Origin of the sequence: Amycolatopsis panacis (assembly GCF_003600245.1) — a bacterium.
GTDB classification, from domain to species: Bacteria; Actinomycetota; Actinomycetes; order Mycobacteriales; family Pseudonocardiaceae; genus Amycolatopsis; species Amycolatopsis sulphurea.
The window spans coordinates 1-26,431 of sequence record NZ_QZFV01000043.1 but is presented as its reverse complement, the minus strand read 5'-3'; the positions used below and the strand labels follow the sequence as shown (position 1 = coordinate 26,431).

Below are 26,431 nucleotides of genomic sequence, written 5' to 3'. Positions count from 1 at the left end.
CCCGATCACGACGGAGATCGCGAATGGTCTGGACCACATGTGGTTTTTCGCAGCGAATGCCCGATCTGGTGACGGTTTTCCGGTCGGCTCCCACGATGCGGGAGAAGAAGTTCACCGGGTGTCCCCAGCCGACCACGGAGCGACAAACCGAGGCTGCAGGATGACGAAGGGTGATGTTCCCCACGTGCACCACTCCGGGCCGAATGCTGTGAAGGGCACCTTCACGGACTCTGAGTCCGTGAAGGTGCCCTTCACAGCTTTGCCCCCACGTGCCGGACCCAGTCAGCCGATACCGATGGCGAACACGTGCATGGCGCCGCCGTCCTTGGTGTCGCTCGGCAGGGTCACGCTCGCGACGGTCTTGCCTGGGGCGAGGGTGATCGGTGCGGTGGTAAAGACCACGGTGCGGATCTTCTGCGCGTCACCACCGGAGGCATTTCGGTACGGAGTGGACAGTGCGATCTTGTTGCCGTACGCCGGTTGCGCGTTTCCCCCATTGAGCGTCCAGTCGGAAAGTCCGACGGTGGCGGTGGATTTGCTGCCGTCGGTGTAGGTGAGGGTGAGTGTGCCTTGTGAGTTGCCGTTGCTGGCGGAACCGAGCAGGGCGAGCTTGCCGGAGCCGGTCACGTTCACGGTTTGGCCGGCGGCCACGGCGTTGTCCGGGTCGCCGACCGGATAGGACGGCCAGGTGAACTTCAGGCCATCGCTGGTCACCGTGCCGCCTGGCTTCGCTCCGGCGGCCGCCAAGGCATCCGACGAGTAGCTCCAGCCGCCGCCGTCGAAGTTTCCGGCGGCGGGGTTCGAGTCCGGGGAGAGTCCGGTGTTGTCCACAGTGGCCAGCCAGCTGTTCGGCTGCGCCACCAGCACGGTGAGCACGGCCTGCGTCGCGGGCAGGCCCGGCGTGGAGAACGTCACGGGGATCCGCCGCGGGCCGTCGGATGTTCCGGCGGGAACGCTCACCTGTACGGCGGCGCCGGCTTTGCCCGAAGCCGGGACGGCGATCTGGCCGGTGGCCGGCGAGAGCGTGATGCCGTCGGCGCTTCCTGCGGTGTAGGACCAGTTCGTCGGCTTGCCGGTCAAGTCTTGCACGCCGATCGACGCCTTCGCGGTCGAGCCTGCGGGTGTCACCACCCGTGCCGGGTCCGCAAAGGACAGACTCGGCTTTTCCTGTTCACGGAACGACGGCGGCGCGTCGGCCGGGGCGGAGCCCCATGCAGTGGCCTTGGCGGAACGGGTGAAGTCGAGCGTGCCGCCGGTTCCGATCAGGGCTTCGGGCAGCCACGCCTTGCTTGCCGCGCTGCCGTTGACTTTCAGGCCGCCGACGTAGTCACCGGTGCCGGGCGCGTTGATGGTGATCTTCTTGCCTGCGCCGGTGGTGAGCGTGGCGCTCTCGAATCGCGGCGTGGTGAGCAGAACCTCGGCGCGGCCCGGGATTTCCGGGTAGATGCCGAGCGCGGACCAGACGTACCAGGAGGACATCTGCCCGAGATCGTCGTTGCCGATCAGGCCTTCCGGACGCGGGTTGTACAGCTCGTCCATCGACCGGTGCACGATCGACTGCGATTTGGCCGGTGCACCGGCGTAGGAATAGACGAACGGCGCGTTGGAGTTCGGCTCGTTGCCCATGAACGCGTACGGCTCCTGGGTGCCGGCATTCAGCTTGGTGAAGAATTTGTCCAAACGCGACTGAACAGCGTCGTTGCCGCCGAAGGCCGACACCAGACCACCGAGGTCGTAGGGCACCATCCAGTCGTACTGCGCGCCGTTGCCTTCGACCCAGCCCTGCGAGCTGGCCGGGTCGTAGCTGCCGGAGAACGAACCGTCCGCGTTGCGCGGCTGCAGGTGGCCGGTACCCGGGTTGTAGAGGTTCTGCCAATTCTGGGCACGCTTCATGAATGTGCTGTACGTGGCGCCGTCACCGAGGCGCTTGGCGAACTCGGCGATAGCGAAGTCCGCGCTGGTGTACTCCAGTGTGTCCGCGCCGGCGCCCGGTACGTAGCCCAGCTTTTGGTAGTCCGCCAGCCCCGGCCGTTCGACATAGCCCTGTGTCGGCTGGGTGGCGCCCTTGACCATGAGCAGCAACGCCTTGTGCGCGTCGAAGTCACGAGCACCGAAGGCGTACGCGCTGGAAACGATGATGTGGTACGGATCGCCGTTCATCACGCCGGTGTAGTCGTTCGCGACCGTCCAGCGGTCCCATGAACCGCCCTGTTCGGCGTAGGCCATCATCGAACGCACGATGTCCGAAGTCTGCTTGGGATCGATCGTGGCCAGCAACGGGATCTCCGAGCGGTAGATGTCCCAGCCGGAGAAGTTGGTGTACATCGCATGGCCCCGATCGGCCTGGTGTATCCGGCCGTCGAAGCCCGGATAGCGACCGTCCACATCGGAGAAGACGTTCGGCTGGATCAGCGAGTGGTAGAGCGAGGTGTAGAAAGTCGTCCGGTCGGCGTCCGGGCCGCCGGTCACCGCGATCTTGCCGAGCTGGTCGTTCCACGCCTTGCGCGCGTCCGAGGCAACTCGGTCGAAAGACTTCTCGCCATTGTTCTCCGCCGCCAGGTTGGCCTTCGCGCCATCTTCGGACACAAAGGACAGTCCTACCCGGACATTGACCTGCGCGCCGTTGAGGTTCGGGAAGCTCACGTACCCGCCGCTGCCCGGACCGCTCACCGTGGTGCTGCGCGGCTCCGCCTTGGCCGGGCGCGCCATCGACGCGTTCACCCCGTCCGGCTGCGCGACCTTCGCCTTCGCGCCACCGCGCTCCGCGGTCTTGCCGGGCGTGACCGCACCGTTCTTCCAGGTGCCGACGGACTCGAACGGCGTGTCGAACTTGGCCGAGAAGTACACCCGGTAGCTGTTCTTGGCTCCACAGAACCGGCCGCTGGCCGCCCACCCGCTGATGGTGTCCTTGCCGATGGTGATCGACGCGTCGTCAGTGCCGTTGACCGAGCCGGAAGTATTGAGCAGCAAGGTCGACGCGGCGCCGGCCGGATAGCTCAGCCGCGCCGAGCCGGTGCGCTGGGTCGCGCTCAGCTCCACCTTCGCGCCGCTGTCCAATGTGACGTCGTAGGCGCCCGCGGTGGCGTGTTCCTTGGCGTGCGAGAACTTCGCGGTGTAGTGCCCCGGATCGGTCGCCGGTGAGGAGGAGACCTCACCGACGTAGGGCATGAACGGAAGGTCCTGATACGTACTGCAGCCCGCGCCGGACAGGTGTGTGAGACTGAACCCGGTCAGCGTGTCGTCGTCGTAGAAGTACCCGCCGGGCTGGGATTTCTGGGTGTCCGGGCTCCACTGCACGAGGCCGAACGGCGTCACCGCGCCGGGGAAGGTGTTGCCCGCCCCGCCGCCGGTCCCGTGGTCCGCCCCGCCGGGCCGGGTTCCGACGAACGGGTTCACCCACTTCGCCGGATCGGTGTCCGGAGCCTTCCCCGCGGCCGCCGCGGGGACCGCCACGGTGCTCACAAGGGCGGCCACCGCCGCGCAGATCAGTCCGGCTCGCCAGCGCGTTCGCGCCATCGCCATCGCCTCTCCGGTCGTCCGCGCGAACCGGCCGTGGCCACCGGCGCACCGGGTGGATGACAACCTTGTCGCGCACCTGTAGATGCCGGTCACCTTGAGTGGCGAAGCGAACGGGCGTCAAGACCGGCGGGCAGGCCTGTCTCGTTCCGGACAGGCTGATCAGCCATCCGTATGAAGACTTTCGCAGGCTCTTCGCGCACGGCCCGGTGCCGGGCATTGACAGCGGACCGCCGGGTGGTGTCCAATTCCGGGCATTATGACAACGTTGTCTCCGCAGGGACGGGACGCGGACGGGCTGCCGCGCCCGGCGAGCAGGCGGGCCACGATGAGCGACGTGGCCCGGCTGGCCGGTGTCAGCATCAAGACGGTTTCACGGGTGGTCAACGACGAGCCCGCGGTCCATCCGGAGACCGCCGAACGCGTGGTGGCCGCGATCGAGCAGCTCGGCTTCCGGCGCAACCTCGGCGCGCGCAATCTGCGCCGCGGGTCGACCACCGGCACCATCGGGCTGATCGTGGAGGACGTCGGCAACCCGTTCTACTCCGAGCTGAACCGCGCGGTGGAACGCATCGCCACCTCGTTCGGCAGGCAGGTGCTGACCGGTTCCTCGGAGGAGAACTCGGACCGGGAACGCGAGCTGGCGCTGGAGTTCTGCGCGCGGCGGGTGGACGGCATCCTGGTCGTGCCCGCCGGGCTGCAGCACGGGTACCTGGTGCCGGAGATGCGCGCGGGCACCCCGGTGGTGTTCCTGGACCGCCCGGCCGGCGACATCGTGGCCGACACCGTGCTGGTGGACAACCTCGGCGGCACCGTCGAGGCGGTCACCCATCTGGCCGCACAGGGTCACCGCCGGATCGCCTTCCTCGGCGACAGCCCGGACATCTTCACCGCCGCCGAACGCCTGCGCGGTTTCCGGGAAGGCTGCGTGCGCAACGGGATCCCCTACGACGAGAACCTCGTCGCCATGCACACCCCGACCCCCGAGAAGATCGGCCACGCCGTGCGCACGCTGCTGTGCGGGCCGGCCGCCGCGACCGCGGTGATCGCGGGCAACAACCGCGTGGCCGTGCACCTGCTGCGCGCGCTGGCCCACGCCGAGCACCGCCCGGCGCTGGTGAGCTTCGACGACTTCGAGCTTGCGGACCTGCTGGACCCGCCGGTCACCGTGGTCGCGCACGACGTCAGCGCCCTCGGGCACGCGGCGGCCGAACTGCTGTTCGCCCGGATCCAGGGTGAGCAATCCGCACCGAGAAAGGTGATTCTGCCCGTGCGTCTCGTTCCCCGTGGTTCCGGTGAGGTCGCCCCGTGACCGAACACCTCGACCCCATCCGGCTCCCGGCCAACCAGCCCCCGCAGTTCTACCGCGGCGGCGACGCGATCGCCCGGCTGCGCGGCGCGTCCGGCAGCGATTCGAAGTTCGGCCCGGAGGACTGGGTCGGCTCCGTCACCACGATGTTCGGCCAGGAGACCAACGGTCTCACCCGGCTGCCGAGCGGATTGTGGCTGCGCGAGGCGGTTCGCGGCAACGCCGCCGCCTGGCTGGGCGAACGGCACGTGGCGAAGCTCGGCGACTCCACCGGCCTGCTGGTGAAGCTGCTCGACGCCGGGCAGCGGCTGCCGGTGCACTTCCACCCGTCGGACGCGTTCGCGACGCAGCACTTCGACTCGCATTTCGGCAAGACCGAGGCCTGGATCGTGGTCGGCACCTACGGCGACGACCCGCGCGTGTACCCGGGCTTCGCCGAAACGCTGAGCAAGGCGACCGTGGCCGAGTGGACCCGGGAGCAGGACGCGCCGAGCATGCTGGGCGCGCTGAACAGCATCCCGGTGCGGGCCGGCGACACGGTGTACATCCCGGCGGGCTTGCCACACGCGATCGGCGAGGGCGTGTTCGTGGTGGAGCTGCAGCAGCCCACGGATTTCTCGCTCACCCTGGAGTGGCGCGACTTCCTGGCCTCGCCGGAGAAGGGCCACCTCGGCATCGGCTTCGACACCGCGCTCGAAACCCTGGACACCTCCGGCTGGGACGCCGAACGGCTGACGACGATCGTCAAGCACACCGCGGACGACGGCGCCGAGTCGGTGGATCTGCTGGCCGCCGGGTCCGGCGCGTTCTTCCGCGCCGACCGGATCCAGCTCACCGGCGGCGCTTTCGCACTGGACCCATCGTTCGCGGTACTGGTCGTGATGGACGGCGCAGGCACCCTGCGTACCGAGCGCGGCAGCGAGTTCCCGCTGGCCAAGGGCGACACCTACGTCGTGCCGTTCGACGCCGGGCAGGCCGAGGTGTCCGGGGCGGTCACCGTCATCCGGTGCCGTCCGCCGGCTCCCGAAGAGCGGTGATCCGGCACCTGTCCGTCCGAAGTGGACGGACAGGTGAGCGCTCCGGAAGGGACTTTCCGCGGGGAAAGGTCCCCTTCAGGGTTTTCGGTCGCTATCATCTACTCCCCACTGCCGAGGGAGGCCGGATGACCCAGCGCGTTCCGTGGCGTTCGCGTCCGGCGTCGGCCGGGGTGCTCGCGGCGGCCCGGCGGATCACCGAAGACCTGATGGACGGCCTGTCCGGCACCCGGGTCCGGCGGGCCGCGCACGCGCTGCGGCGACTGTTCGACGTCCCCGCCCTCGGCGTGAGCGACCTGTCCGGCGCCCTGGTCTGGTCCGGCCGTCCCGGTGCGGACGACGTGGTGACGCAGGTGCTCGACGAGGTCCTGCACACCGAGGAACCGGCGACCCGTGGCGAAGTCGCAGCGGTACCACTGCACGTCCACGACGAGCTGGCCGGCGCGTTGGTGCTGGTCGGCACGAAGGGGGCGGTGCTTCGGCAGGCCGCGGATCTCGTCGTGCAAGCGCTGGAACGGGGCCGGTTGGAGGCGTCGGCCGATCAGGCCGCCCAGGCGGAGCTGCGGGCGTTGCGCGCGGAGATGTCGCCGCACTTCGTCTACAACGCGCTCACGGTGATCGCGTCGCTGGTGCGTTCCGAGCCGGATCGGGCGCGGGACCTGATGCTCGATTTCGCCGACTACACCCGCTACAGCCTCGCCCGGCACGGTGAGTACACAGTGGTCGCCGAGGAATTCCGCGCGGTCGAGACATACCTGGCGTTGCAGCGCGCGGTGCTGGGCGACCGGCTGAAGGTGCAGGTTCGGGTAGCGCCCGAGGTGCTCGCGGTGGCGGTGCCGTACCTGGTGCTCGAACCCTTGGTGGAGAACGCGATCCGGCACGGTATCGAACCACGCTCCGAGGCCGGGCTGGTCCAGGTGCACGGGCAGGCCGAAGGCAACGACTGCGTGCTGACAGTGGAGGACGACGGAGTGGGCATGCCGCCGACACGGGCCGCGGACATCCTCGCCGGGCGTGCCACCGGCGCCGGGCTTGGTCTGGCCAATGTGGACAGACGACTGCGCGACGTTTACGGCGCCTGGTACGGCCTGACCGTGGAGACCGAGGTCGGCGCCGGTACGCGGGTGATCGTGCGGGTGCCGCGATTCCAGCCGGGAGTGCTGCCGTGAGCGGGCTGCGGGTGCTGGCGGTGGATGATCTGCCGCCGGCGTTGGACGAGCTGTGCCGGATGCTGTCCGACGCGCCGGAGGTCGATGCGGTGGTCGGCGCGGGCGACGCGCTCAAGGCGCTGAAACTGCTGCAGGCGGACCAGTTCGATGCGGTGTTCCTGGACATCTCCATGCCGGGGCTGGACGGGCTGGAGCTGGCTTCGTTGCTGGCGAAGCTGTCCGAGCCGCCGGTGATCGTCTTCGTCACCGCGCACGACGGGCACGCGGTGACCGCGTACGGCATCGGCGCGGTCGATTACCTGCTCAAACCCGTACGTACGGAACGGCTCGCCGCGGCGCTGGCGAAGGTCGTCCGGCTCGCGCCGAGCAGCCTGCCAGGGCCCGCGCCGGACGCGATGGCCGCGCTGCCGATCGACTCCGGAGGCCGCACCCGTTACGTCCGCCGCGACGACGTGCTGTTCGCCGAAGCACACGGCGACTACGTCTGGCTGCACACTCGCACGGGCGTGTACCCGGTGCGGATGCCGATTTCCCGGCTTGAGGAGTACTGGGAGGGCACCGGATTCACCCGCGTGCACCGCGGTTACCTGCTCGCCGTCAGAGCGGTGCTGGAGTTGCGCAGCGACACCACCGGCGGGCTGCTGGCACACACCGAAGCGGGAGACGTACCGGTCAGTCGCCGGCACGCCCGCGAGTTGCGTGACCGGCTGCTGGAAGCGGCCCAGCGCGGGCAACTGGGGACCCGGTGAGCCGGACGAAACGGGTCGCCGTGACCAGCCCGCAGACGCGTCTCGCGCGATCGCGGCGACAGGCCCGCGGCCGGTGGCGGATGCCGCGGCTCGCGGCTTCGGAGGCCGAGCGTGCGGCCTCGCTGTATCGGACACAGCGTCGTCGCGGGATTCCCGCGTTGGTGGCGATGTTCGTGCTGGTGCTCGGCCTGCCGGTGGTGTTCGCCGTGGCACCGGAGCTGGATTCGGTGCGGGTGTGGGGCATTCCGTTGTCCTGGCTGATGATCGCGTTGCTGCCGTACCCGGTGATGGCCGGGCTCGCGTGGTGGCAGCTGCGGCGGGCGGAGAAGACCGAGGACGACTGAGTGGACATCGCGCTGGCCGTCGCCCCCGTCGTGCTGATCACCCTGCTGATCGGCGTGCGCGGGGTGGCCGCCATGCGCACCACGTCGGACTTCCTCGTGGCGTCACGGCGGATCTCGCCGTTCGTGAACTCCGCGGCGGTATCCGGGGAGTACCTGTCCGCGGCGTCGTTCCTCGGCATCGCCGGGCTGGTCGTGAAGAACGGCACCGGTGCGCTGTGGTACCCGGTCGGTTTCACTGCCGGGTACATCGCGATGCTCGTGCTCGTCGCCGCACCGATGCGCCGGTCCGGGGCGCTGACCGTGCCGGACTTCGCCGAAGCGCGGCTGGCCTCCCCCGCGTTGCGCCGGCTCGCGGCCGTGGTGGTGCTGGTGATCGGGGCCATCTACGTCGTTCCCCAGTTCCGCACGGCCGGGCTCGTGCTCACCGCGGTGGGCGGCACTCCGTACTGGGTGGGCGTGGTGATCGCCGGGACCGCGGTCGGCGGCACCCTCGCGCTCGGCGGAATGCGGGCCGCGACCTACGTGCAGGCGTTCCAGTTCTTCCTGAAACTGGTGCTGTTCCTCGTTCCCGCGCTGTGGCTGGTGCTGCACGTGAGCGCCGGGGACCGGGAGGCGAGCCTGAAGCCGGTGGAGTTCACCCACTTCTCCGACGCGACCCCGGTGGACTTCGCCCACGACGCCACTCTGACGCTCCGGGAACCCACGGTGGTCCTCGAACAGGGCACCCCACGGACGTTGCCACCCGGACAGCTGCCGGTCCGCGAAGGCGCGCGAATCGTCTTCGCCGAGGGCGCACAAGTGCCTGCGCTGCAAGGGGAAACACCCCTCGGCGGCCCGAATTGGCAACGGCCGCTGCTGGAACTGGATCGGGGACACCCGTTGCTGGGCACCTGGGCGATCCTGATCGCGACCGTGCTCGGCACGATGGGCCTGCCACACGTGCTGATGCGTTTCCACACCAGCCCGGACGGCCGGGCCGCGCGCCGGACCGCGGCGATCACCGTGGCGCTGCTCGGCGTGTTCTACCTCTTCCCCGGCGTCTACGGGGTCCTCGGCCGGGTGCTCGTACCGGAGCTGTACCTGTCCGGGCAGACCGACACCGTCGTGGTCGCCCTACCGGCCCAGGTCGACCACGGCTGGGCCGGGCAGCTGTTCACCGCGCTGCTCACTGCGGGTGCGTTCGCCGCGTTCCTGGCCACCTCGCTGGGGCTGCTGCTGGTGATGTCCGGCGCCCTGGCCTACGACCTGATGCCCGGCGGGCTGCGGCGACTGCGGGTGACCGTGGTCGCCGTCGCGGCCGCCATGGTCGTGCTCGCGCTGCCCGCCACACGTCTCGACGCCGGGATCCTGGTGACCTGGGGGTTCACCGTTGCCGCGTCGACCTTCTGCCCGCTGCTGGTGCTCGGCATCTGGTGGCCGCGGCTGACCGCGGCGGGCGGAATCGCCGGGGTGCTCACCGGGCTTGTCGCGTCGTCCGGGTCGATCCTGTTCGCGCTGGCCGGACCGCCGCTGCCCGGCTGGGTGGCGATCTTGGTCTCGCAACCGGCACCCTGGTCGGTACCACTGGCCTTCGGGGTGATGGTGCTGGTCTCCCTGCGCAGCCGCCCGCCGGCGTGGGCCGGGGCCGCGATGCTCCGGCTGCACCTCGACGAACGGGTGCCCGCCCATTCGCCGGGACGCGCCGACCGTTCGTCAACCGTTCGTCGTGCCGGCCGGCGTTTGCGCCGCTGAAGCGTTCCGCTGGACGGCCGGCCCTCCCTACTGTGTCGCGGACCACATAGGCCGCGTCGCGAGGGAGAAGTGATGACCGACGACCGCCCGCCGGATCCGGACTGGGCACAGGTGCACGAAAGCGCCGAGTTCCGCCAGCTGCGCGGACGGCTGCGCCGCTTCGTGTTCCCGATGGCCGCGTTGTTCCTCGCCTGGTACCTGCTCTACGTGCTGCTGGCCGACTACGCGCACGGCTTCATGAGCACCAAGATCGCCGGGAACTTCACCGTCGGCCTGCTGCTCGGGCTGCTGCAGTTCGTCTCGACGTTCCTGATCACCTGGCTGTACGTGCGCTACGCCAACCGGAAGCTCGACCCGATCGCGGAGCGGATCCGCAGCGACCTCGAACACCCTGAACAGCCTGAACACCCGAAGGAGCCGGTATGAGCATGCTCGCCGCGGGCGTCGAGGGCAGCAACCCGGCGCTGAACATCGGCATTTTCGCGGCTTTCGTGGTGATCACGCTGGTGATCGTGTTCCGCGCGAGCCGCAATACCAAGACCGCGTCCGACTACTACGCGGCCGGACGAGCGTTCACCGGCCCGCAGAACGGGATCGCCATCTCCGGCGACTACCTGTCCGCGGCCTCGTTCCTCGGCATCGCGGGCGCCATCGCGATCTACGGCTACGACGGGTTCCTCTACTCCATCGGCTTCCTGGTGGCCTGGCTGGTCGCGCTGCTGCTGGTGGCGGAGCTGCTGCGCAACACCGGCAAGTTCACCATGGGCGACGTGCTCGCGTTCCGGATGAAGCAACGCCCGGTGCGGGCCGCCGCGGCCGTCTCCACACTCGTGGTGTCGTTCTTCTATCTGCTGGCCCAGATGGCCGGCGCCGGCGGGCTGGTCGCGCTGCTGCTGGGCATCGAGGGCAAGGCCGCGCAGTCGGTGGTGATCGCGGTGGTCGGCGTGATCATGATCGCCTACGTGCTGATCGGCGGGATGAAGGGCACCACCTGGGTGCAGATCATCAAGGCCGCGCTGCTGATCGTCGGCACACTCGCGATGACGCTGTGGGTGCTGGGCAAGTACGGGTTCGACTTCTCGTCGCTGCTGCAGGGCGCGGTGGACAAGGCGGGCAAGGCCGGGGAGGCGCTGCTCGGGCCGGGCAAGCAGTACGGCGCGACCGGAACGTCCAAACTGGACTTCTTCTCGCTCGGGATCGCCCTGGTGCTGGGCACTGCGGGCCTGCCGCACGTGCTGATGCGCTTCTACACCGTGCCGACCGCCCGCGAGGCCCGGCGCTCGGTGGTCTGGGCGATCGTGCTGATCGGCGTGTTCTACCTGTTCACCCTGGTGCTCGGCTACGGCGCGGGCGCGCTGGTCGGCCCGGACGACATCAAGGCCGCCCCCGGCGGGGTGAACTCGGCCGCGCCGCTGCTCGCGCTGAACCTCGGCGGGCCGGTGCTGCTCGGGCTGATCTCCGCGATCGCGTTCGCCACCATTCTCGCCGTGGTGGCCGGGCTGACCATCACCGCGTCCGCCTCGTTCGCGCACGACGTGTACGCGAACGTGGTCAAGAAGGGCAAGGCCGCGGCGGGTTCGGAGGTCCGCGTCGCGCGGATCACCGCGGTGGTGATCGGCATTGTGGCGATCCTCGGCGGGATCCTGGCCAACGGCCAGAACGTGGCGTTCCTGGTCGCGCTCGCCTTCGCCGTGGCGGCTTCGGCGAACCTGCCGACGATCCTGTATTCGCTGTTCTGGAAGCGATTCAACACCCAGGGCGCGCTGTGGAGCATCTACGGCGGGCTGATCGTCACGATCGTGCTGATCGTCTTCTCCCCCGCCGTGTCCGGCAAGCCGATCGACCCGAAGACCGGGAAGAGCACGTCGATGCTGCAGGGCGTGGACTTCCACTGGTTCCCGCTGGACAACCCGGGCCTGGTGTCGATCCCGGTCGCGTTCTTCCTCGGCTGGCTGGGCACCGTCCTGTCGAAGGAGCGCAACCCGGAGAAGTACGCGGAAATGGAGGTCCGCGCGCTCACCGGGGCGGGCGCGGAAAAGGCCACACAGCACTGAAACCACTCGTGGGTGCCGGGGCGGGTTCCCGGCACCCACGAGTGGTCAGTACGGCAGTTTCCCTTCGGCGATCTCGCCCAGCGTGGCCTCCAGCAGCCCGCGCGCGTGCCGCCACAGGCCGGCCCCCAGCGAGATCCGCGCGGCACCCAGCTCAGCCAGTTCGGCAAGCCCCGGCCCGCCGGGCAACGGGGCCACGTTCACCGGCCCGCCGACCTCCCGGACGAACTCCGCCAGCACCTCGGGCGAGCGCGCCAGGATCGGGTACACACAGTCGGCACCCGCGGCCAGATACGCCCGGCCGCGCTCCACCGCTTCGGCGAGAACCGCACGTTCGTCCTCGGCTCCGAGGAACACGTCGACCCGAGCGTTGATCACCAGCCCGGCGCCGGCGCCACGGCGCAACTCGGCAATCCGCTCCGCCTGCTCGGCAACCGGACGACGGCCGCCGTTGACGTGGTCGGTGTCCTCGTAATTGCACCCCACCGCACCGAGCGCGAGCAGCCGTTCGGCGACCTCGGCAGGCGGAAGACCGTAGCCGCCCTCCGCGTCGACGGTCACCGGCACCGCGACCGCGCGCACGATCCGCTCCGCGGCACCGAACATCTCGTCCACCGGCGCCCCCTCGCCGTCCGCCAGCCCGAGCGAAGCCGCGACCGCCGCGGAACTCGTTGCCACAACCGGGAATCCGGCAGCTTCGACGAGCCTGGCCGTGTCCGCGTCCCAGACGTTCGGCAGCACCAGCGGCTTTCCGGGTACCTGCAGCGCCCGCAGCGCTTCGGCGGTCACGCCGCACGCTCCTTGCTGAACACTTTCGTCATACCGGCCACGCTAATGCGCGGTGGACCGTGCGGATAGTCCACTGGGGAAGCACGAAAGTGGTCCAGTTGGGGCGGGGCTGTGTGATCCCGAGAGGTTCCGCTTTTTTTGACCTGCGCTTCCCGGAAATTGCCGGATCCTCATCCGAGGCTGACCGATCCCTGACAATGCCTGCTTAACGTGCCGGTATGACCTGGACTCAATCGCTGCCCGGCCTGGCCGTTCTCGCCGCCGGGCTCACGCTCGCACCCGCCGCGAACGGACCGCTGGTGCAGCCGATGGCCACTTCCGCAGCCGCCGAGCAGGCGGTCTTCGACTACTGGACCCCCTCGCGAATCGCGGCGCTCACCGAGCCGTCGTCGGGCAAGCCGCCGAAGAGCGGGGCGGACGGCGCGCCGTGGACGAGCGCGAACGCGGCGCAGCAGACCGTCGGCCGGCTCTTCTACACCGACCACGGTGAGGACGCCAGCTGCACAGCGACCGTGGTGGACAGCGCAAATCGCAGCACGATCGTCACCGCGGCCCACTGTGTCAACAACACCGACCTGATCGGCGAACACAACGCGTGGAACGCGCACCTGATGTTCGTACCCGGCTACCACGACGGCCAAGCACCGTACGGGAAGTTCGCGGTCCGCTACAGCGTGGCCGATGCGACGTGGCTGAAGAACGATCAGCAGGGCGGCCAGTTCAACACCTATGACCAGGCCTTCGCAGTCCTCGGCACGAACTCCGGTGGAAAGCGGGTGCAGGACGCCGTCGGCGCCGCCCAGCGAATCGGCTTCGACCTTCCCGCCGACGCCGAGGTGACCCAGTTCGGCTATCCGCGCGCGTCCGACGACCCGGCCCGCGAAGGTCTGCCGGAGTACACCGGCGAGCGGCTGGCCTACTGCACCGGCCAGGCCCGGCACCTCACCGGGACGAAGGAGTCCCCTGACCAGTGGGGCACTGCGTGCGTCATGGGCGGCGGCTCCAGCGGCGGCCCCCGCCTGCGCGACTTCGACCCGAAGACCGGACTGGGCACCGTGATCGGCGACAACAGCCACTCCGGGCTCCTGTCCGCGACCGGAATCCCTTGTGAGGACGAGAAAACCGACGGGTGCACGCGGTATCTGGCCGGACCGCAGTTCAGCCGCGCGGTGACGGAACCGCTGTATGAAGCGGCGCAGAAGCAGAGTTGAGCTGCGGTCGTCCGGTGCACCGCCGTGAGAACACGGGTCACGCTGCCAACACCGAGGCGACAACGGCAGCCAGGACCTTGGGTTCTGCCCACCCGGTGAACGACGACCTCCCGGCCGGACAGGCAAGTATCGGGAGTGGAGATCCCCCAGTCGCCAGTCCCCGAGCGACGGGTTCGACATGCAACCATGCCGACAGATCGATCACCACGCCGACCCACCCGGCGGAACACGACGACCGACACCGAGGGCCGGGCACACCAAGCCGACATCCGCCCACCTGGCACAAAGAAGCCGGCCGGGCGTGCGCAGCTACCTCCCGCGCACGCCCGGCCGGTTCACCGAAACTTCAGCCCCGGACAGGGATCACGCCGACGGAACGCGCAGCAGCAGGGCGTCGCCCTGGCCGCCGCCACCGCACAGCGCCGCCGCGCCCAGGCCGCCGCCGCGGCGGCGCAGCTCGTGCACCAGGTGCACGGCGAGCCGGGCGCCGGACGCGCCGATCGGGTGGCCGAGCGCGATCGCGCCGCCGTTCACGTTCACCTTCGCCGGGTCGAGGCCCAGCTTGTCCGCGGAGACCAGGCCGACCGCGGCGAACGCCTCGTTGATCTCCACCAGGTCCAGCGCGGACGCGTCCAGCTTCGCCTTGGCCAGCGCCGCGAGGATCGCGTTCGAGGGCTGCTCGTGCAGGCTCGCGTCCGGGCCGGCGACCACGCCGTGCGCGCCGATCTCGGCCAGCGGGGTGATGCCCAGCTCGGCCGCCTTCTCCGGGCTGGCCACGATCACGGCCGCGGCACCGTCGGAGATCTGGGAGGCCGAACCGGCGGTGATGGTGCCGTCCGAGGCGAACGCCGGGCGCAGCTTGCCCAGGCTCTCCGCGGTCGTGTCGGCGCGCACGCCCTCGTCGGTGTCGAACACGACCGGGTCGCCCTTGCGCTGCGGGATCGAGACCGGCGCGATCTCCGCCTTGAAGAATCCGGCCTCGATCGCCGCCGCGGCGCGCTGGTGCGAGCGGGCGGAGAACTCGTCCTGCTGTGCCCGGGTGACGCCGTAGCGGGAGTTGTACTTCTCCGTGGACGAGCCCATGGCGACCTGGTCGAAGGCGCAGAACAGCCCGTCGTAGGCCATGTGGTCGACGAGCGTGGTGTCGCCGTACTTGAACCCGCTGCGCGACTTCGGCAGCAGGTGCGGGGCCTGCGTCATGGACTCCTGGCCACCGGCCACCACCAGGTCGAACTCCCCGGCCCGGATCAGCTGGTCGGCCAGCGCGATCGCGTCCAGCCCGGACAGGCACACCTTGTTGATGCTCAGCGCCGGCACGTCCATCGGGATGCCCGCGGCGACCGCGGCCTGCCGCGCCGGGATCTGGCCCGCGCCCGCGGTGAGCACCTGGCCCATGATCGTGTACTGGACCGCCTCCGGGGCGACCCCGGCGCGCTCCAGCGCGGCCTTGATCGCGACCCCGCCGAGCTGCGCCCCCGAGAAGTCCTTCAACGAACCGAGCAGCCGCCCGATGGGGGTACGGGCAGCGCCCAGGATCACGGAACCGGACACGACGTCCTCCAAAGCATCGGTGCACTGGCAGTGCTGCCACGATACCGCCCGGATCGGGTGCCCGGCCCGTCTTGATGGAGCCAGTGTGAGGGGGCGCACGTGCCGCCCCGCGCCCGGCGCGCGGGCCTATCCTCCCGGACATGACCGCCGATCCCAGCGCCGCCGTCCTCAAGCCCTTCGTCACCGCGATCGACCACGTCGGCATCGCGGTACCCGATCTGGACGCCGCGATCGCGTTCCACCAGGAGCACTTCGGACTCGAAGTCGCGCACGAGGAGGTGAACGAGGAACAGGGCGTGCGCGAGGCGATGCTGGCCGCGCCCGGCGCCGCGGGCAGCGCGACGATGATCCAGCTGCTCGCCCCACTGCGGGAGGACTCGACGATCGCCAAGTTCCTCGGGCGCAGCGGTCCCGGCCTGCAGCAGCTGGCCTTCCGAGTGTCCGATGTGGACGCCGCAGCGGCGGCGCTGCGGGCGCAGGGGCTGCGGCTGCTGTTCCCCGAGGCCAAGCGGGGCACCTCGAACAGCCGGGTGAACTTCGTGCACCCCAAGGACGCCGGCGGCGTGCTGGTGGAGCTCGTCGAGCCGGCCGCCCATTGACCCGTTCGTTCCGCCCGCACAAGGAGTCCGTGAAGGGACCCTTCACGGACTCTGAGGCTGTAAAGGGACCCTTCACGGACCGGTCGGGTCGGCCCGCGCGTTCAGCGCGTTCGCGACGAAGGTCAGCTCGCCGTCGAACTCGGCCGGACGGTCGTCGCCGGAGTGCCGCGCGGTGGCGTGCCGATGGCTGACCGCGCGGGCAAGCAGCCCGGAGGCGTAATCGAGATCGGCCGTGGCGAGGCGGCTCCCCGGGCTCGCGGCCACCAGAACCGCACGGACCAGCCGGACCAGCTGCTGGAACCGGTCGGCCAGCGCCTCCCGCACCACGTAATGCGTATCGGCCTCCCGCCAGAGCAGGTGGGACAGCCCGAGTGAGCCGGTGAAGCGGCGGTCCAGCTCGCTCACCAGCCGGCGCAGCGAACCCGCCAGATCGCCTGGCACGACGACCGTGGCGGGCTCGATGCGTTCGTCCGGCAGCCGGTCCACGAGTGCGGCCAGCAGATCGGACTTGCGGCGGAAGTAGTAGTGGACAAGGCCTTTGGGCACCTCCGCCCGCTCGGCGATGCGGGAGGTCGGGGTGGCCTCGAAGCCGGACTCGGCGAACAGCTCCTCCGCCGCGCACAGGATGCGTTCCTTCGCCGAGTCCCCGGTCATCGCCGACCTTCCCTTCCGGTCACCGCCACGCGGGCGCGTGACGTCAGTGCTGCCCGGCCATCCGGTGAGCGGCGCTGGCCTGTGGCATCGCGGCCGCGCCGGCGATGATCGTCAGCGCCCCGGCGACCCAGGACGTCCAGGACGCCCCGTTGAACTGGGTGTAGCTCATCACCCACGGCGCGATGAACAGCAACGCGCCGAGGACGATCTGGACGCCCTCGCTGTACACCGCGCCGGGTGTCGCGAGCGAGACCAGTCCGTCGATGGCGATCAACGCACCGAGAACCACCATCGTCCACATCGTCATCTTGTCCGTGTTCAGCCAAAGGGGTGAAAGCGCGGCTACCACGCCGATGACGACCTCGGCCCAGTCATAGGGCCTCGTCCAGGCGCGCGTCGGGACTTCACTCATTCGTGCTCACCTCCACCGGGGAGAACAACCGGGAAACGGCTGTTCAGGAATGTCTTCCCGGGTCCACTGTGCGCCTTGACTGGCCAGGCGGTCAAGACTCTGGCCACAGACTCTCCGCCCGGCGATTCGCTTCGTGACCACTGTGGCTACCGAGGAGTAGTCTCCGGGCCGCCCACCGCACCGCCGGCACCCGGCCCGGCTCGCGCGGCGGCGCGGATCCGAGACGGGGCGACACGGCGCCGGGCCGGGAAGGCCGCCGTGTTCATCCGCTCGGCGCACGGCCGGCCGGGGCCTCGTTGGGTGCTCACCCGTCCGTGACCCAAGAGCGACTACGGTAGAACCATGAGCCTTGGCGATGAACGCGAACTCGTGCCGCTGGGAGCCGGCTTCGATGTGGCGAAGCGGGGATACAGCCGGGCACAGGTGGACGAGCACCTCGAACGGCTCGACGGTGATCTGAAGATGCTCACCGCCGACCGGGACGCCGCCATTGCCCAGTCCGGCGATCTGGCCCGGCAGCTGGAGACCGCCCGCGGCGAGATCGCCGATCTGCGGGGACAGGTCGACCGGCTGGCACAGCCACCGACCAGTGTCGAGGGCCTGTCCGAGCGGCTGCAGCGGATGCTGCGCCTGGCGCAGGACGAGGCCGCGGACACCAGGGCGCGCGCCGAAGCGGAGGCCGGGCACATCCGGGCCAAGGCGGAGACCGACGCGAGCGCCATGCGGGCCCGGTACGAGCAGCTGCTCACCGAGCTGGATCTGCGGCGCAAGGAGATGGAGGCGGAGCACCGCAAGGTGCTCGAGGACGCCCGCGCCGAAGCGAAGCGGATGACCGACGAGGCGGACGCCCAGCGCCGCCGGCTGGACGCCGAGGCCGAAGCCCGCCGTACCCAGGTCGAGGAGGACTTCGAGATCGCCATGGCCTCCCGCCGCGCGGAAGCGATGCGGATACTGGCCGAACAGGAGGCGGCGAGCAAGGCCGAGGCCGAACGCCGGGTCCGCGAGGCGGCCGAGGACGCCGCCGCGATCCGGGCGAAGGTGCTGGAAGAGGAAACGGCCGCCAAGGCGGACATCGACCGCCGCCAGCGCGAGTCGGTGGCGGACGCGAACAAGCGCCGTCAGGACTCCATCACCGAAGCGAACGCCCGCCTGGCCGAGGCCGCCGACGAGGCCCGCCGCCGCGTCCGCACCGCGACCGACGAGTCGAACCGCCGAATCACCCAGGCCAGCGAGCGCGTCGAGGCACTGCGCACGGTCCGCGCCGCACTGGCCGAGCAGGTCCGGGGCGCGCGGACGGTGCTGGCCGAGGCGCAGCACGTGCTCGGGGACACCGATGTCGAGGTGCCGGCCGACATCAAGGCCGCGGTCTCGGGTGATGGGCCGGGTGGTGCTCCGAAGCCGCCGGGCGGGGGCAAGCCACCGGCCGCGTCGTCCCAGCCCAAGCCGAGCCCGTCCGCCGCGAACGGCGGTGGGACGCCGCAGGGCCAGCCGACGGAGGGGGATGTCGAGCGGACGGTGCGGATCCGGGCTTCGGATGTGCCGAAGGCGCAGTCTTAGTTCAGAAAGTGGCCGCCTATCAGCGAGATCGGCCTTTGCAGTACTTGGTGTTGCCTTTCCTTCTGCATTACTCGGAACAAGTGGCCGAGAGGGGGCAGTGCGTCGCTGGTCTGGACGCGGCCGTCACCGAACGCGTTTACCCGGTCAGCGCGAGCGGCGGCGCAATGATCACGCTGCAAAAAGTGATCCATGCTCCACGGCGTCGTGCCAGGGTCGGCTTCTCGCGATTGCAGGCCGCCCCGGAGCGCAGCTTCTCCTCGGTGATTCGAGCGGTGACGATACTCCTGTCGGCCAGTCTGCCTTTCCCACGTGACGCGGATTTCGCCGCTCAAGGTCGGGTTGCTCAGGTGAATTTCACCTGAGCAACCCGATCTTGAGCCGGTGGGGCGGCATTCGGTCGAGTGGGACTTCGCCTGAACCGAATGCCGCACCGCACCTGCGATGGCCTGGGCTCGCATGGCCGACAACTAAGCCCTGCCGCCGTGAATGGCCTATGACTATCTGCCGGCTATCCGCACTTCTGAATGCCCGCACGAAGACTTGTCACCTTCGCCGCCCAGGACGACGCCCGGTTCCCGCCAGCGGAGGACCTCCGCGGCTACCCGCCCATCGAGCGTCGCCCTGGCGAAGTCATTCGAACTGCACGGTAAACCTGTCTTCCGGCTCTTTCGACGCGTCATCCTCCATGACATCGACCAGAAGGCCTGAAATCACTTGGAACAATTCAGAACCCAACGCCATTTTACTTGCTTCAGAGTTCTTCCAGATCAACTCCACTGGGCGTTCGACGTCCCGATACAAGCGGTCCCACAGGGCGTTGAGGTTGTAGCCATAGTAGGGACCGAAGTCGAGCTTCTCGGCCAGAAACCGATGAAGATCTTGAGTTGTTTTTATCGACAACCCATCGATGACCACACGCAAGAAGATCACTTCCAATTCGGCAGCTGATAAAAGATTTTATAGTGATTAAACGTGACATACGCCAGACCGTCACTAGAGTATACTAGGCGCCACCCTGGCTGCTTGGACCGCGATATAGCTGGATTGATCCCGACGTCCACTTCGTAGTAGATGCGACCAGGAGCAACTGGCAGCAACATGGAATCAGGGTCCTTGGGTGCGTTCTTATATATGTCACCGCCGATCTGACCTTCGGGAATATAGGTACCCACAGGCTTGCCACCCCTCCAACCGGCAGCCTCGGCCACTTCTTTGAGCACAAAGTTCGGTGGCAGCTTCCCCACGGTACGCAGACTCTCCATGATCGGATTGGCAGCCTCGGCAACCGTCAGGGAAGTGCCCAGGAGGATGCACGTCGAATTATGCACGATGACCGGCGTTTCACCGGCCATCACATAGTAGGTATGCAGGTCTTCGACAGTAAGATTGTGAACGCGGCTGACTTCGACCCGCTGATTGACCGCATCGACGGTTGCGACACGTCCGTCGGACTGGCGCAACTGCTCACCAGGGACCAACTGTCCCGCATTTACCCAGCGACTCTCCCGCATCGACCAGAACGGAAGATTCTTCGTCGCCGTGACGGTACCGGCTCCATGGTCGCCATGAGTCCGCACCTCGACAAGGTCTTTCCTGCCGATACTGGAGATGAGATCGGTAACGGGTTCAGGCTTGGTGACGCCGCTGCCGGAGTCGGTGGCGGTGACCACGTCGCCGACCTTGACATCTTTGATCGCCCTCCGGGATCCATCGGCGAGCAGAACCCTGGTTTCCGGCGTGAAACTATTGCAATCAGCAGCCCTTTGAGCGAATTGGCTCTCCAGGTTAGCAAGCCCGTTGCGCAGGGCGAGATTGCCGAGAAAGTCGATCTGCGTCAACGCGCTGAGTCGCGAGGCGAGGAAGCCGTCGGCCGCGACGCCGGCGATGAACTCGGCGCCGATGGTGAGGCCGACACCGGCTCCGGCGGCTTCGGCGAGGAACCCGCCCTCGGCACCGACCAGCGCCGAGACCAGCGGAGCAGTGCAGACCTGCGCGCAGAAGATGCCGGCGCCCACGATCACGGCACCGGCGACGATGGTCCCACCGATCGACCACCAGCGGTCACTGTCCGCCTTTTCCTTCGCCTCGGTGAACGCCTTGTTGATCTGATAGGAAAGGCTGGGGTCGTAAGCCCCTTTCAGGCAGTTGTTGAACGCCTTCTCGTTGTTCTGCTTGAACTGATTGCAGATCGCGACATTGCGCTCGGATTCTCCCTTGGGGTCGGCGATCATCCGGGTGGCGCGGTTGACACAATCGTCGTGGTCCGCGCCTGCAGGGACACTTTCGCAGGTCTTGTTGACCTCGGCGGCGAACTTGGCCTTCGCGTCTGCCATCTCGTTGTTGGCTCGGGCCACCGCCAGGTCTCGGGCTTCGTTCGCCGCCGAGATCGCGATGTTCGCGTCCTTGGTCGCGTCCAACGCGTCCTGATATGCCTGGTGCGCGGCCTGGATGGCACTCTGCGCGTAACCGGCGGCGATGGTGGCGGAACGGCGAGCCGACACAGCCGATCGGGTTGCTCGCACCGCCGATTGGGAGGCACGCGTGGCAGCCTGCCGGGCCGCCTCGGCCGATTGCGCGGCCTCCCGGGCGGAATTCTGCGCGTCCTGTGCCGACTGCGCGGCTTGCTGCGCGGACTTGCCCGCCGCAGTGGCGAATCCCTTGGCATCATCGGCATATTTGGCGGCCTCGGCGGCAGCATTACGGGCCGTGGCTGCCACGGACTGTGCGGTGGCCGCGTTTTGCGACGCGGTGGCAGCTACCGAAGTCGCTTCGGCCACCAACCCGGCGACGACCGCGTTGTGCGCCGCTGCTTCGCGATCATGCCGCGCGGCGACGTGCCGGCCGGTATCCCGGTACTGCCGGATGATCTCCGGTGACCCGTCGAGCGCCGCCCGGCCCAGCAAGCGGGTTTCCGGACCGGAAGCGGGGTCGGCGATGACCTGGTTGACCGCGATCCGGTCATCGGTCTCCCGCGCGACGTTCTGCCCGGTGTCGAGGAACTTGCGATACTCAGCGTCGTTCTCGCTGTCGAGCGCCTTGCGTGCGGCGGCGAGAACGGTGGTGTCGCCGGTGGTGCGCGCAGCGGCCATGACCTGATCGACCGCGATCCGGTCATCGACCTCCTGGCCGTGATACACCGGGGTCTGAAGGAACTGCTTCACGTCGGCATCGCTGCCCGCGAGCGCTCGTTCGCCGGCTTCCTTCATGCCCGGCTTGGCCTCGGAGATCAGCTCGCGGACCGTTTCCCGGTCGTCCAGCGCAGCGGCTTGGGCGATGCCGGTCTGCACGAAGGCACGGACCTCGGGATCGGCTCCGGACAGAGCCCCCTGAGCCGCCGCTTTGGTCCACGATCCGCCTGTGGACAGCAACCGCAACGCGATCTTGCGCCCGTTGGCAGCGACCAGGCCGGGGTCGGCACCCGGTGCGGTCGCCGCGGCAAGCCACTGGTCGGTCTCGTTGTCCCGCTGCGCCTCTTGGGCAGCATTGCGGTCGCGAGTCAGTCCCAGCTGATCGTGGACCTGGAGGCTCTGCTGGGCGGCTTCGGTGGCTTGGTCGGCCTGCATCGCGATCCGGTCGTCGTCGACCTTCCGGGCGGCGGTGTAGAGGCGCTGCGCCTGCGCCGCCGCATCGATGGCGATCTGTGCCGCCTGGGTCGCGGCGTTGGCATGATCAGTCGCGAGCTGAGCCGCCTGCGCGGATTCGCCCGCGTGCGCGGCTGCTTCATCGGCTGCGGCAGCGGCGAGACCGGCGTCCATTGCCGCTCGGGAGGCCAGCTCTCGCGCTTGTCCGGCAGCACCGGCGGCCTCGTCGGCATAGGCACGAGCCGAGGACGCAGCCCGGACTGCTCGACCCGCTTGGCGACGAGAGGTCGCCGCAGCGGCCTCGGCTTGCCGCGCGTCCATACCGGCTGCTTTGGCCCAGCGCACCGACTCCTGCGCGGCGTCAGCCGACTTCGACGCATTCTGTCCAGCAGAACTGGCGGCGTCGATGGCTTCTCGTGCGTGAGTCAACGCACCTTGCACCAGGTCGATCGCGTGCACGGCGTCCTGGGCGCTCTTGGACGCTTCGGCCGCGTTGACCGCCGCCGCCGTGGCGTCCCCGGCATGACCTCGATCGACTCGAGCGACGGCCGCGAAGTGCCACGCTGTGCTGGAAGCGCGACCTGCCTTCGCCGCGGCGGCGGCAGCGCGGGTAGCAGCATTGGCTGCGACCCGCGCGGCAGCAGCGGCAGCATTCGCCGCGCCGATCGCGGTCACCGCCGCGCCGGCCGCGCGATTGGCCGCATCAGCCGCATGTTCCGCGGCCGCCGCCGCGCCTTCTGCGTTGTCCTTGGCATCTTTGGCGGCCTGCTCGGCAAGCTCTGTTGCCTGCCGGGCAAGATCTGCCTCCCGCAGCGCCTTCTCCGCGGAATCCTTCGCGGCCTGTGTCTCTCGCGCAGCTTGTTCACCCGCAACCCGAGCAGCAGCTGCCAGTTCGCCGATGCTGGCCGTTTCCTGGTCCCTGGCCTCGGCGACTTCCCACTCACGCGCCATGAACAGCCGGAGGGCTTCCGGGGTCTCCGCGTCGAGCGCGATCTTCGCGGCCTTCTTCACCTCATGGCCGCCGGCGGCCATGATCTGATTGACCCGGATCCGCAGGTCGGTCTCTTCGGCCCGCACTGACGCCGTGCTCAGAAACTTCTGCAACGCTTGGGGGTTCTCCGCGTCCAGCGCGGTCTTCGCAGCCCTCTTCACCTCCGGGCCGCCGGCAGCCATGAGCTGGTCGACTCGGATCCGCAGGTCGGTGTCCGAGGCGGGCCGCCAGCCCGTGTTCAGGAAGTTCCGCAGCGCGAGGTCGTCGGTGTCCGCCGCGTCCAATGCGTTCTTGGCCGAGTTCTTCATCGCCGGACCACCGGCGGCCATGAGCCGGTCGACCGCGATTCGGTCATCCACCCTGGCCAGCCGATCCAGCTTCTGGGTCAGAAACGCGTCGACCTCGGCGTCGGATCCGACCAGTGCCTTCTCGGCTTCGGCTTTCACCTGGCTGCCGGCGCTGCGCCAGATGATCAGCACCTTGGCGCGAGGACTGAGCCCCGCCCCCTCGGACGGTTCGTCGTCGCCCGGCGCCGCAGCGGCCGGCCGGGCAGGCCCCGCGGAGCGTCGCCGACAACTACCTGCAATGTCAGCGCGACCACCAACGTCACGATGAGGCTGCGCCTTCGCAGCCGATGACGTCTCCTCCGCAGATGCATGACTCCCTTTCCCCTGAAGGTCAGAACTCGCCTATCAAAGCTCGAATTACGAACAATGGGCGCTTGGATATCGGAATTCATCGAAAATCATTAGCAAGACGACGTATGACCTGAGCCACATTCGACACGGCATCGCGACCATTCTTTCCCGAGGAAAGCGGCAAAATGGGGAACATCACTTACTTTCGAGGTAGCACGAGCCAGACTCTTCACGATACCTCCCGAGCGAACGCCCGAACGGCGTTTCGAATACCTGAATATTCAGAGGGGATTGCGTGCGTTCTGCATTGAAGTCCGGTACGATCTTGACGATTTCCGCAGTGTTGGCATTCATATCTGCGTATACCGTTGCCCATGCCGCCGGCCCGTCGGCCACGAGTACGTCCACCGAGCAGCCGTCCTTGGTCGAGGACTACGCCTACCCCGGCGCGGAAGCCATCCAGACCAGTTCAGGTATCACCTTGATATCCGGCGACGGTCAGATCATCCTCGCCGATTGTGCGACACCCCCCGAAGGCGACCTCGGCCTCTTGCGGGTGCGGACTTCGAGAATCGACGACATCGGCAAGGACGGGCTGACGTGCTTCAAGGTGCTCACGGCACCGGGGCTGCTGACGCTGAAGGTCCCCGCCGTCTACGAAATCCGTGGCGACGGGCGGGTCGACGGGGCCGGTCACAAGGTGAAAGCCGAACTCACCACCGATCAGGGGCAGCATACGACGGTCGAGGTCGACCCCAGTGGCCCTACCCAGGTCGGTGTCGGCACCAACCCGACCAGCCGGCCCACCACGCTGCTCCAGCTGACGGCTGTCCCCTGAGCGGGAATCACTGCCTACGAAAATCATCACGCACAAGACATCCGAGGATCTTCATGTCATCACTCCGTTCCCGGAGCGTGGCCGTCACCGTCGCAGTGGCCACAGTTGCCGCCGCCGGAATACTGGTCTCCGCACCAGCCCAAGCGATCAGCGGTGGCACACCCGCGCGCGATGGAACCTACGCGTTCGTCGGCCGCTTGGACACCGGCCGCCCCGGCGTTGACGGGCGCGCCTGCAGCGCCACTTTGCTCAGCCCTTCCTGGATCATCACTGCAAGCTCCTGCTTCGCGGACACCGCTCAAGCCGGCCCGCCACCGAAACCGACCAGTGTCACGTTCGGCCGCACGGCCCCCAGCATCGCGCGGATCGCCCGAGGTGTGTCGTACCTGGCACCGCGGACCGACCGGAACGTGACGCTGGCCCTGCTGGACGCTCCGGTCACCAATATCAAACCCGCGAAGCCGAGCGCCGCCGGTCCAGCGACCGGCGAGTCCCTGACCGGCGCCGGTTACGGCCGCACCACAGACACCTGGGTACCCGGCCAGGCGCACTCTGCAGCCTTCACGGTCAACGCCGCGACCGACACCGCCGTCACCATGACCGGCGCCAACGGGACGGACACGTGCAAGGGAGACGCAGGTGGTCCGCTGCTGCGGCAGGCCCCTGACGACACGGCCGAACTCGTCGCGGTGCATGATACGTCCTGGCAGCACGGCTGCCTTGCGGTCACCGAGACGCGGCAGGGCAGCACCGAGTCCCGAGTGGACAACCTCGTCGACTGGATCGGGCAGCAGACCGCGAGCATGCCCATCCGCAATGCCAACGGCCTGTGCATGGACCTCGGTGCCGACGCCCCGGGAACCAAGGTGGTCATCACCTCCTGCCAGGAGGGCAACACCAGCCGGCAGTGGCGCGCGTTGCCAGACGGCACGATCCGCAACCACAACGGCCTGACCCTGGACATCGGTTCGAACGCCGACGGCACACCCGTGGTCATCGCCACTGCCCGGCCCGGATACACCAGCCAGCAATGGACCCGGCCCGATGGCACCATCCGCAACCACAACGGCCTGTGCGCGGACCTGGGCGCCAACCGCCCCGGCACCACAGTGGTCATCACACCCTGCCGCAACGGTGCCACCAGCCAGCAGTGGGGCATGAGCGCGCTGCGCACCGTTAGCGGAAAGATCCGCAACCACAACAGCTTGTGCGCGGATCTGTACTCCGACCGGCCCGGCACCACGGTGACCATGTCGGCCTGCCGGCCCCCGGAGCACGACAGCCAGCACTGGACCGCGCCCATCGACGGCACGATCCGCAGCACCAACGGGTTGTGCATGGACCTGGGGGCCAACGAGCCCGGCACACGGGTGGGCACGGCTGCCTGCCTTCTCGGCAACCCGAGCCAGCAGTGGCGGATGCAGGATGACGGTCTCATCCGCAACTACAACGGCTTGGTCATGGACCTCGGTTCGAACGCCGAAGGCACACCCGTGGTGATCGCCACTGCCAAGCCTGGCTACGCCAGCCAGCAGTGGACCCTGGGCGGCTAGCCGGGTGTTTCGCACATGAGTGATGGTGGGCGGACCCGGGAACTCCGGATTTGTTGATCATGGCGGTTGGGTGGGGTCGACCGCAAGGAGGTCGAGTAGCCGGGCTTGGATCGGGGTCGGCTGTGGGATGAGTGCTGGCCGGCCGCTGCATGCG

General features: G+C 68.7%; 22 protein-coding genes. 14 read left to right on the top strand and 8 right to left on the bottom strand.

Going from position 1 to position 26,431, the window contains the following annotated elements; all coding sequences use genetic code 11:
* Nucleotides 1-282: 282 nt before the first annotated feature.
* Complete coding sequence (locus D5S19_RS03330; RefSeq protein WP_233573688.1) at nt 283-3,522, bottom strand: GH92 family glycosyl hydrolase; 3,240 nt, start codon at nt 3,520-3,522, stop codon at nt 283-285.
* A 322-nt stretch (nt 3,523-3,844) separates the two neighbouring features.
* Between D5S19_RS03330 and D5S19_RS03325 the strand changes: the two genes are divergently transcribed.
* The 8 genes from D5S19_RS03325 to D5S19_RS03290 all read left to right on the top strand — a co-directional run bounded on the left by D5S19_RS03325 (nt 3,845) and on the right by D5S19_RS03290 (nt 11,906).
* Nucleotides 3,845-4,828, top strand: coding sequence for a LacI family DNA-binding transcriptional regulator (locus tag D5S19_RS03325; RefSeq protein ID WP_120021859.1), 984 nt, complete (start codon nt 3,845-3,847; stop codon nt 4,826-4,828).
* Nucleotides 4,825-5,862: a class I mannose-6-phosphate isomerase gene (locus tag D5S19_RS03320; protein ID WP_120021858.1), complete on the top strand. Its 1,038-nt coding sequence runs from the start codon at nt 4,825-4,827 to the stop codon at nt 5,860-5,862. The genes D5S19_RS03325 and D5S19_RS03320 overlap by 4 nt, the downstream gene beginning before the upstream one ends.
* 125 nt (nt 5,863-5,987) lie before the next feature.
* On the top strand, nt 5,988-7,028 hold the full coding sequence (locus D5S19_RS03315; RefSeq protein ID WP_120021857.1) for a sensor histidine kinase: 1,041 nt from the start codon (nt 5,988-5,990) through the stop codon (nt 7,026-7,028).
* A complete protein-coding gene (locus D5S19_RS03310; protein WP_120021856.1) occupies nt 7,025-7,777 on the top strand; it encodes a LytR/AlgR family response regulator transcription factor in 753 nt (250 codons plus the stop codon). The genes D5S19_RS03315 and D5S19_RS03310 overlap by 4 nt, the downstream gene beginning before the upstream one ends.
* Complete coding sequence (locus tag D5S19_RS03305; protein WP_120021855.1) at nt 7,774-8,121, top strand: DUF485 domain-containing protein; 348 nt, start codon at nt 7,774-7,776, stop codon at nt 8,119-8,121. Before D5S19_RS03310 ends, D5S19_RS03305 begins: the two co-directional genes overlap by 4 nt.
* On the top strand, nt 8,122-9,852 hold the full coding sequence (locus D5S19_RS03300; protein WP_120021854.1) for a sodium/solute symporter: 1,731 nt from the start codon (nt 8,122-8,124) through the stop codon (nt 9,850-9,852).
* A gap of 72 nt (nt 9,853-9,924) precedes the next feature.
* The gene (locus D5S19_RS03295) at nt 9,925-10,278 is read left to right on the top strand and encodes a DUF485 domain-containing protein (RefSeq protein WP_120021853.1); all 354 of its coding nucleotides are present in this window, start codon (nt 9,925-9,927) and stop codon (nt 10,276-10,278) included.
* On the top strand, nt 10,275-11,906 hold the full coding sequence (locus tag D5S19_RS03290) for a solute symporter family protein (RefSeq protein WP_120021852.1): 1,632 nt from the start codon (nt 10,275-10,277) through the stop codon (nt 11,904-11,906). Before D5S19_RS03295 ends, D5S19_RS03290 begins: the two co-directional genes overlap by 4 nt.
* 45 nt (nt 11,907-11,951) lie before the next feature.
* On the opposite strand, the gene D5S19_RS03285 is transcribed toward D5S19_RS03290, so the two are convergent.
* Nucleotides 11,952-12,692 carry an isocitrate lyase/PEP mutase family protein gene (locus tag D5S19_RS03285; protein ID WP_120021851.1) on the bottom strand — a complete coding sequence of 247 codons (741 nt, stop codon included), beginning with the start codon at nt 12,690-12,692 and terminating at the stop codon, nt 11,952-11,954.
* Between the two features lie 218 nt (nt 12,693-12,910).
* Between D5S19_RS03285 and D5S19_RS03280 the strand changes: the two genes are divergently transcribed.
* Nucleotides 12,911-13,903: a trypsin-like serine peptidase gene (locus D5S19_RS03280; RefSeq protein ID WP_120021850.1), complete on the top strand. Its 993-nt coding sequence runs from the start codon at nt 12,911-12,913 to the stop codon at nt 13,901-13,903.
* 363 nt (nt 13,904-14,266) lie between these two features.
* Here the strand turns inward: D5S19_RS03280 and D5S19_RS03275 are convergent, their stop codons facing one another.
* Nucleotides 14,267-15,454, bottom strand: a complete 1,188-nt coding sequence (locus D5S19_RS03275) for an acetyl-CoA C-acetyltransferase (RefSeq protein WP_120021946.1) — start codon at nt 15,452-15,454, stop codon at nt 14,267-14,269.
* A gap of 140 nt (nt 15,455-15,594) precedes the next feature.
* Here D5S19_RS03275 and mce point away from each other — a divergent pair, with 140 nt between their 5' ends.
* Entirely contained in the window at nt 15,595-16,053 is a 459-nt protein-coding gene (gene mce, locus D5S19_RS03270; protein ID WP_120021849.1) for a methylmalonyl-CoA epimerase, read from the top strand.
* 72 nt (nt 16,054-16,125) lie between these two features.
* Here the strand turns inward: mce and D5S19_RS03265 are convergent, their stop codons facing one another.
* Nucleotides 16,126-16,707, bottom strand: a complete 582-nt coding sequence (locus D5S19_RS03265; RefSeq protein WP_120021848.1) for a TetR/AcrR family transcriptional regulator — start codon at nt 16,705-16,707, stop codon at nt 16,126-16,128.
* A 43-nt stretch (nt 16,708-16,750) separates the two neighbouring features.
* Entirely contained in the window at nt 16,751-17,119 is a 369-nt protein-coding gene (locus D5S19_RS03260; RefSeq protein WP_120021847.1) for an SPW repeat domain-containing protein, read from the bottom strand.
* A gap of 369 nt (nt 17,120-17,488) precedes the next feature.
* On the opposite strand from D5S19_RS03260, the gene D5S19_RS03255 reads away from it, so the two are divergent.
* Together D5S19_RS03255 and D5S19_RS03250 are read left to right on the top strand one after the other, a co-directional pair.
* Nucleotides 17,489-18,676, top strand: coding sequence for a chromosome segregation protein (locus D5S19_RS03255; protein ID WP_407641707.1), 1,188 nt, complete (start codon nt 17,489-17,491; stop codon nt 18,674-18,676).
* An 8-nt stretch (nt 18,677-18,684) separates the two neighbouring features.
* Complete coding sequence (locus tag D5S19_RS03250; RefSeq protein WP_120021845.1) at nt 18,685-19,038, top strand: hypothetical protein; 354 nt, start codon at nt 18,685-18,687, stop codon at nt 19,036-19,038.
* 268 nt (nt 19,039-19,306) lie between these two features.
* On the opposite strand, the gene D5S19_RS03245 is transcribed toward D5S19_RS03250, so the two are convergent.
* The 3 genes from D5S19_RS03245 to D5S19_RS31565 all read right to left on the bottom strand — a co-directional run bounded on the left by D5S19_RS03245 (nt 19,307) and on the right by D5S19_RS31565 (nt 24,294).
* On the bottom strand, nt 19,307-19,606 hold the full coding sequence (locus D5S19_RS03245) for a barstar family protein (RefSeq protein ID WP_199730327.1): 300 nt from the start codon (nt 19,604-19,606) through the stop codon (nt 19,307-19,309).
* Nucleotides 19,603-23,727, bottom strand: a complete 4,125-nt coding sequence (locus D5S19_RS03240; protein WP_120021844.1) for a polymorphic toxin-type HINT domain-containing protein — start codon at nt 23,725-23,727, stop codon at nt 19,603-19,605. The genes D5S19_RS03245 and D5S19_RS03240 overlap by 4 nt, the downstream gene beginning before the upstream one ends.
* A gap of 354 nt (nt 23,728-24,081) precedes the next feature.
* Complete coding sequence (locus D5S19_RS31565; RefSeq protein WP_147397318.1) at nt 24,082-24,294, bottom strand: hypothetical protein; 213 nt, start codon at nt 24,292-24,294, stop codon at nt 24,082-24,084.
* A 13-nt stretch (nt 24,295-24,307) separates the two neighbouring features.
* On the opposite strand from D5S19_RS31565, the gene D5S19_RS03235 reads away from it, so the two are divergent.
* Nucleotides 24,308-24,724, top strand: a complete 417-nt coding sequence (locus D5S19_RS03235; protein ID WP_120021843.1) for a hypothetical protein — start codon at nt 24,308-24,310, stop codon at nt 24,722-24,724.
* A 53-nt stretch (nt 24,725-24,777) separates the two neighbouring features.
* Complete coding sequence (locus D5S19_RS03230; RefSeq protein ID WP_120021842.1) at nt 24,778-26,277, top strand: ricin-type beta-trefoil lectin domain protein; 1,500 nt, start codon at nt 24,778-24,780, stop codon at nt 26,275-26,277.
* Nucleotides 26,278-26,431 lie beyond the last annotated feature (154 nt).

What these genes read in the sequence shown, in the direction of transcription:
- D5S19_RS03230 (WP_120021842.1), top strand. Translation starts at nt 24,778, where the DNA reads ATGTCATCACTCCGTTCCCGGAGCGTGGCCGTCACCGTCGCAGTGGCC.
- D5S19_RS03295 (WP_120021853.1), top strand. Translation starts at nt 9,925, where the DNA reads ATGACCGACGACCGCCCGCCGGATCCGGACTGGGCACAGGTGCACGAA.
- D5S19_RS03330 (WP_233573688.1), bottom strand. Translation starts at nt 3,522, where the DNA reads ATGGCGATGGCGCGAACGCGCTGGCGAGCCGGACTGATCTGCGCGGCG.
- D5S19_RS03315 (WP_120021857.1), top strand. Translation starts at nt 5,988, where the DNA reads ATGACCCAGCGCGTTCCGTGGCGTTCGCGTCCGGCGTCGGCCGGGGTG.
- D5S19_RS03280 (WP_120021850.1), top strand. Translation starts at nt 12,911, where the DNA reads ATGACCTGGACTCAATCGCTGCCCGGCCTGGCCGTTCTCGCCGCCGGG.
- D5S19_RS03290 (WP_120021852.1), top strand. Translation starts at nt 10,275, where the DNA reads ATGAGCATGCTCGCCGCGGGCGTCGAGGGCAGCAACCCGGCGCTGAAC.
- D5S19_RS03260 (WP_120021847.1), bottom strand. Translation starts at nt 17,119, where the DNA reads ATGAGTGAAGTCCCGACGCGCGCCTGGACGAGGCCCTATGACTGGGCC.
- D5S19_RS03325 (WP_120021859.1), top strand. Translation starts at nt 3,845, where the DNA reads ATGAGCGACGTGGCCCGGCTGGCCGGTGTCAGCATCAAGACGGTTTCA.
- D5S19_RS03265 (WP_120021848.1), bottom strand. Translation starts at nt 16,707, where the DNA reads ATGACCGGGGACTCGGCGAAGGAACGCATCCTGTGCGCGGCGGAGGAG.
- mce (WP_120021849.1), top strand. Translation starts at nt 15,595, where the DNA reads ATGACCGCCGATCCCAGCGCCGCCGTCCTCAAGCCCTTCGTCACCGCG.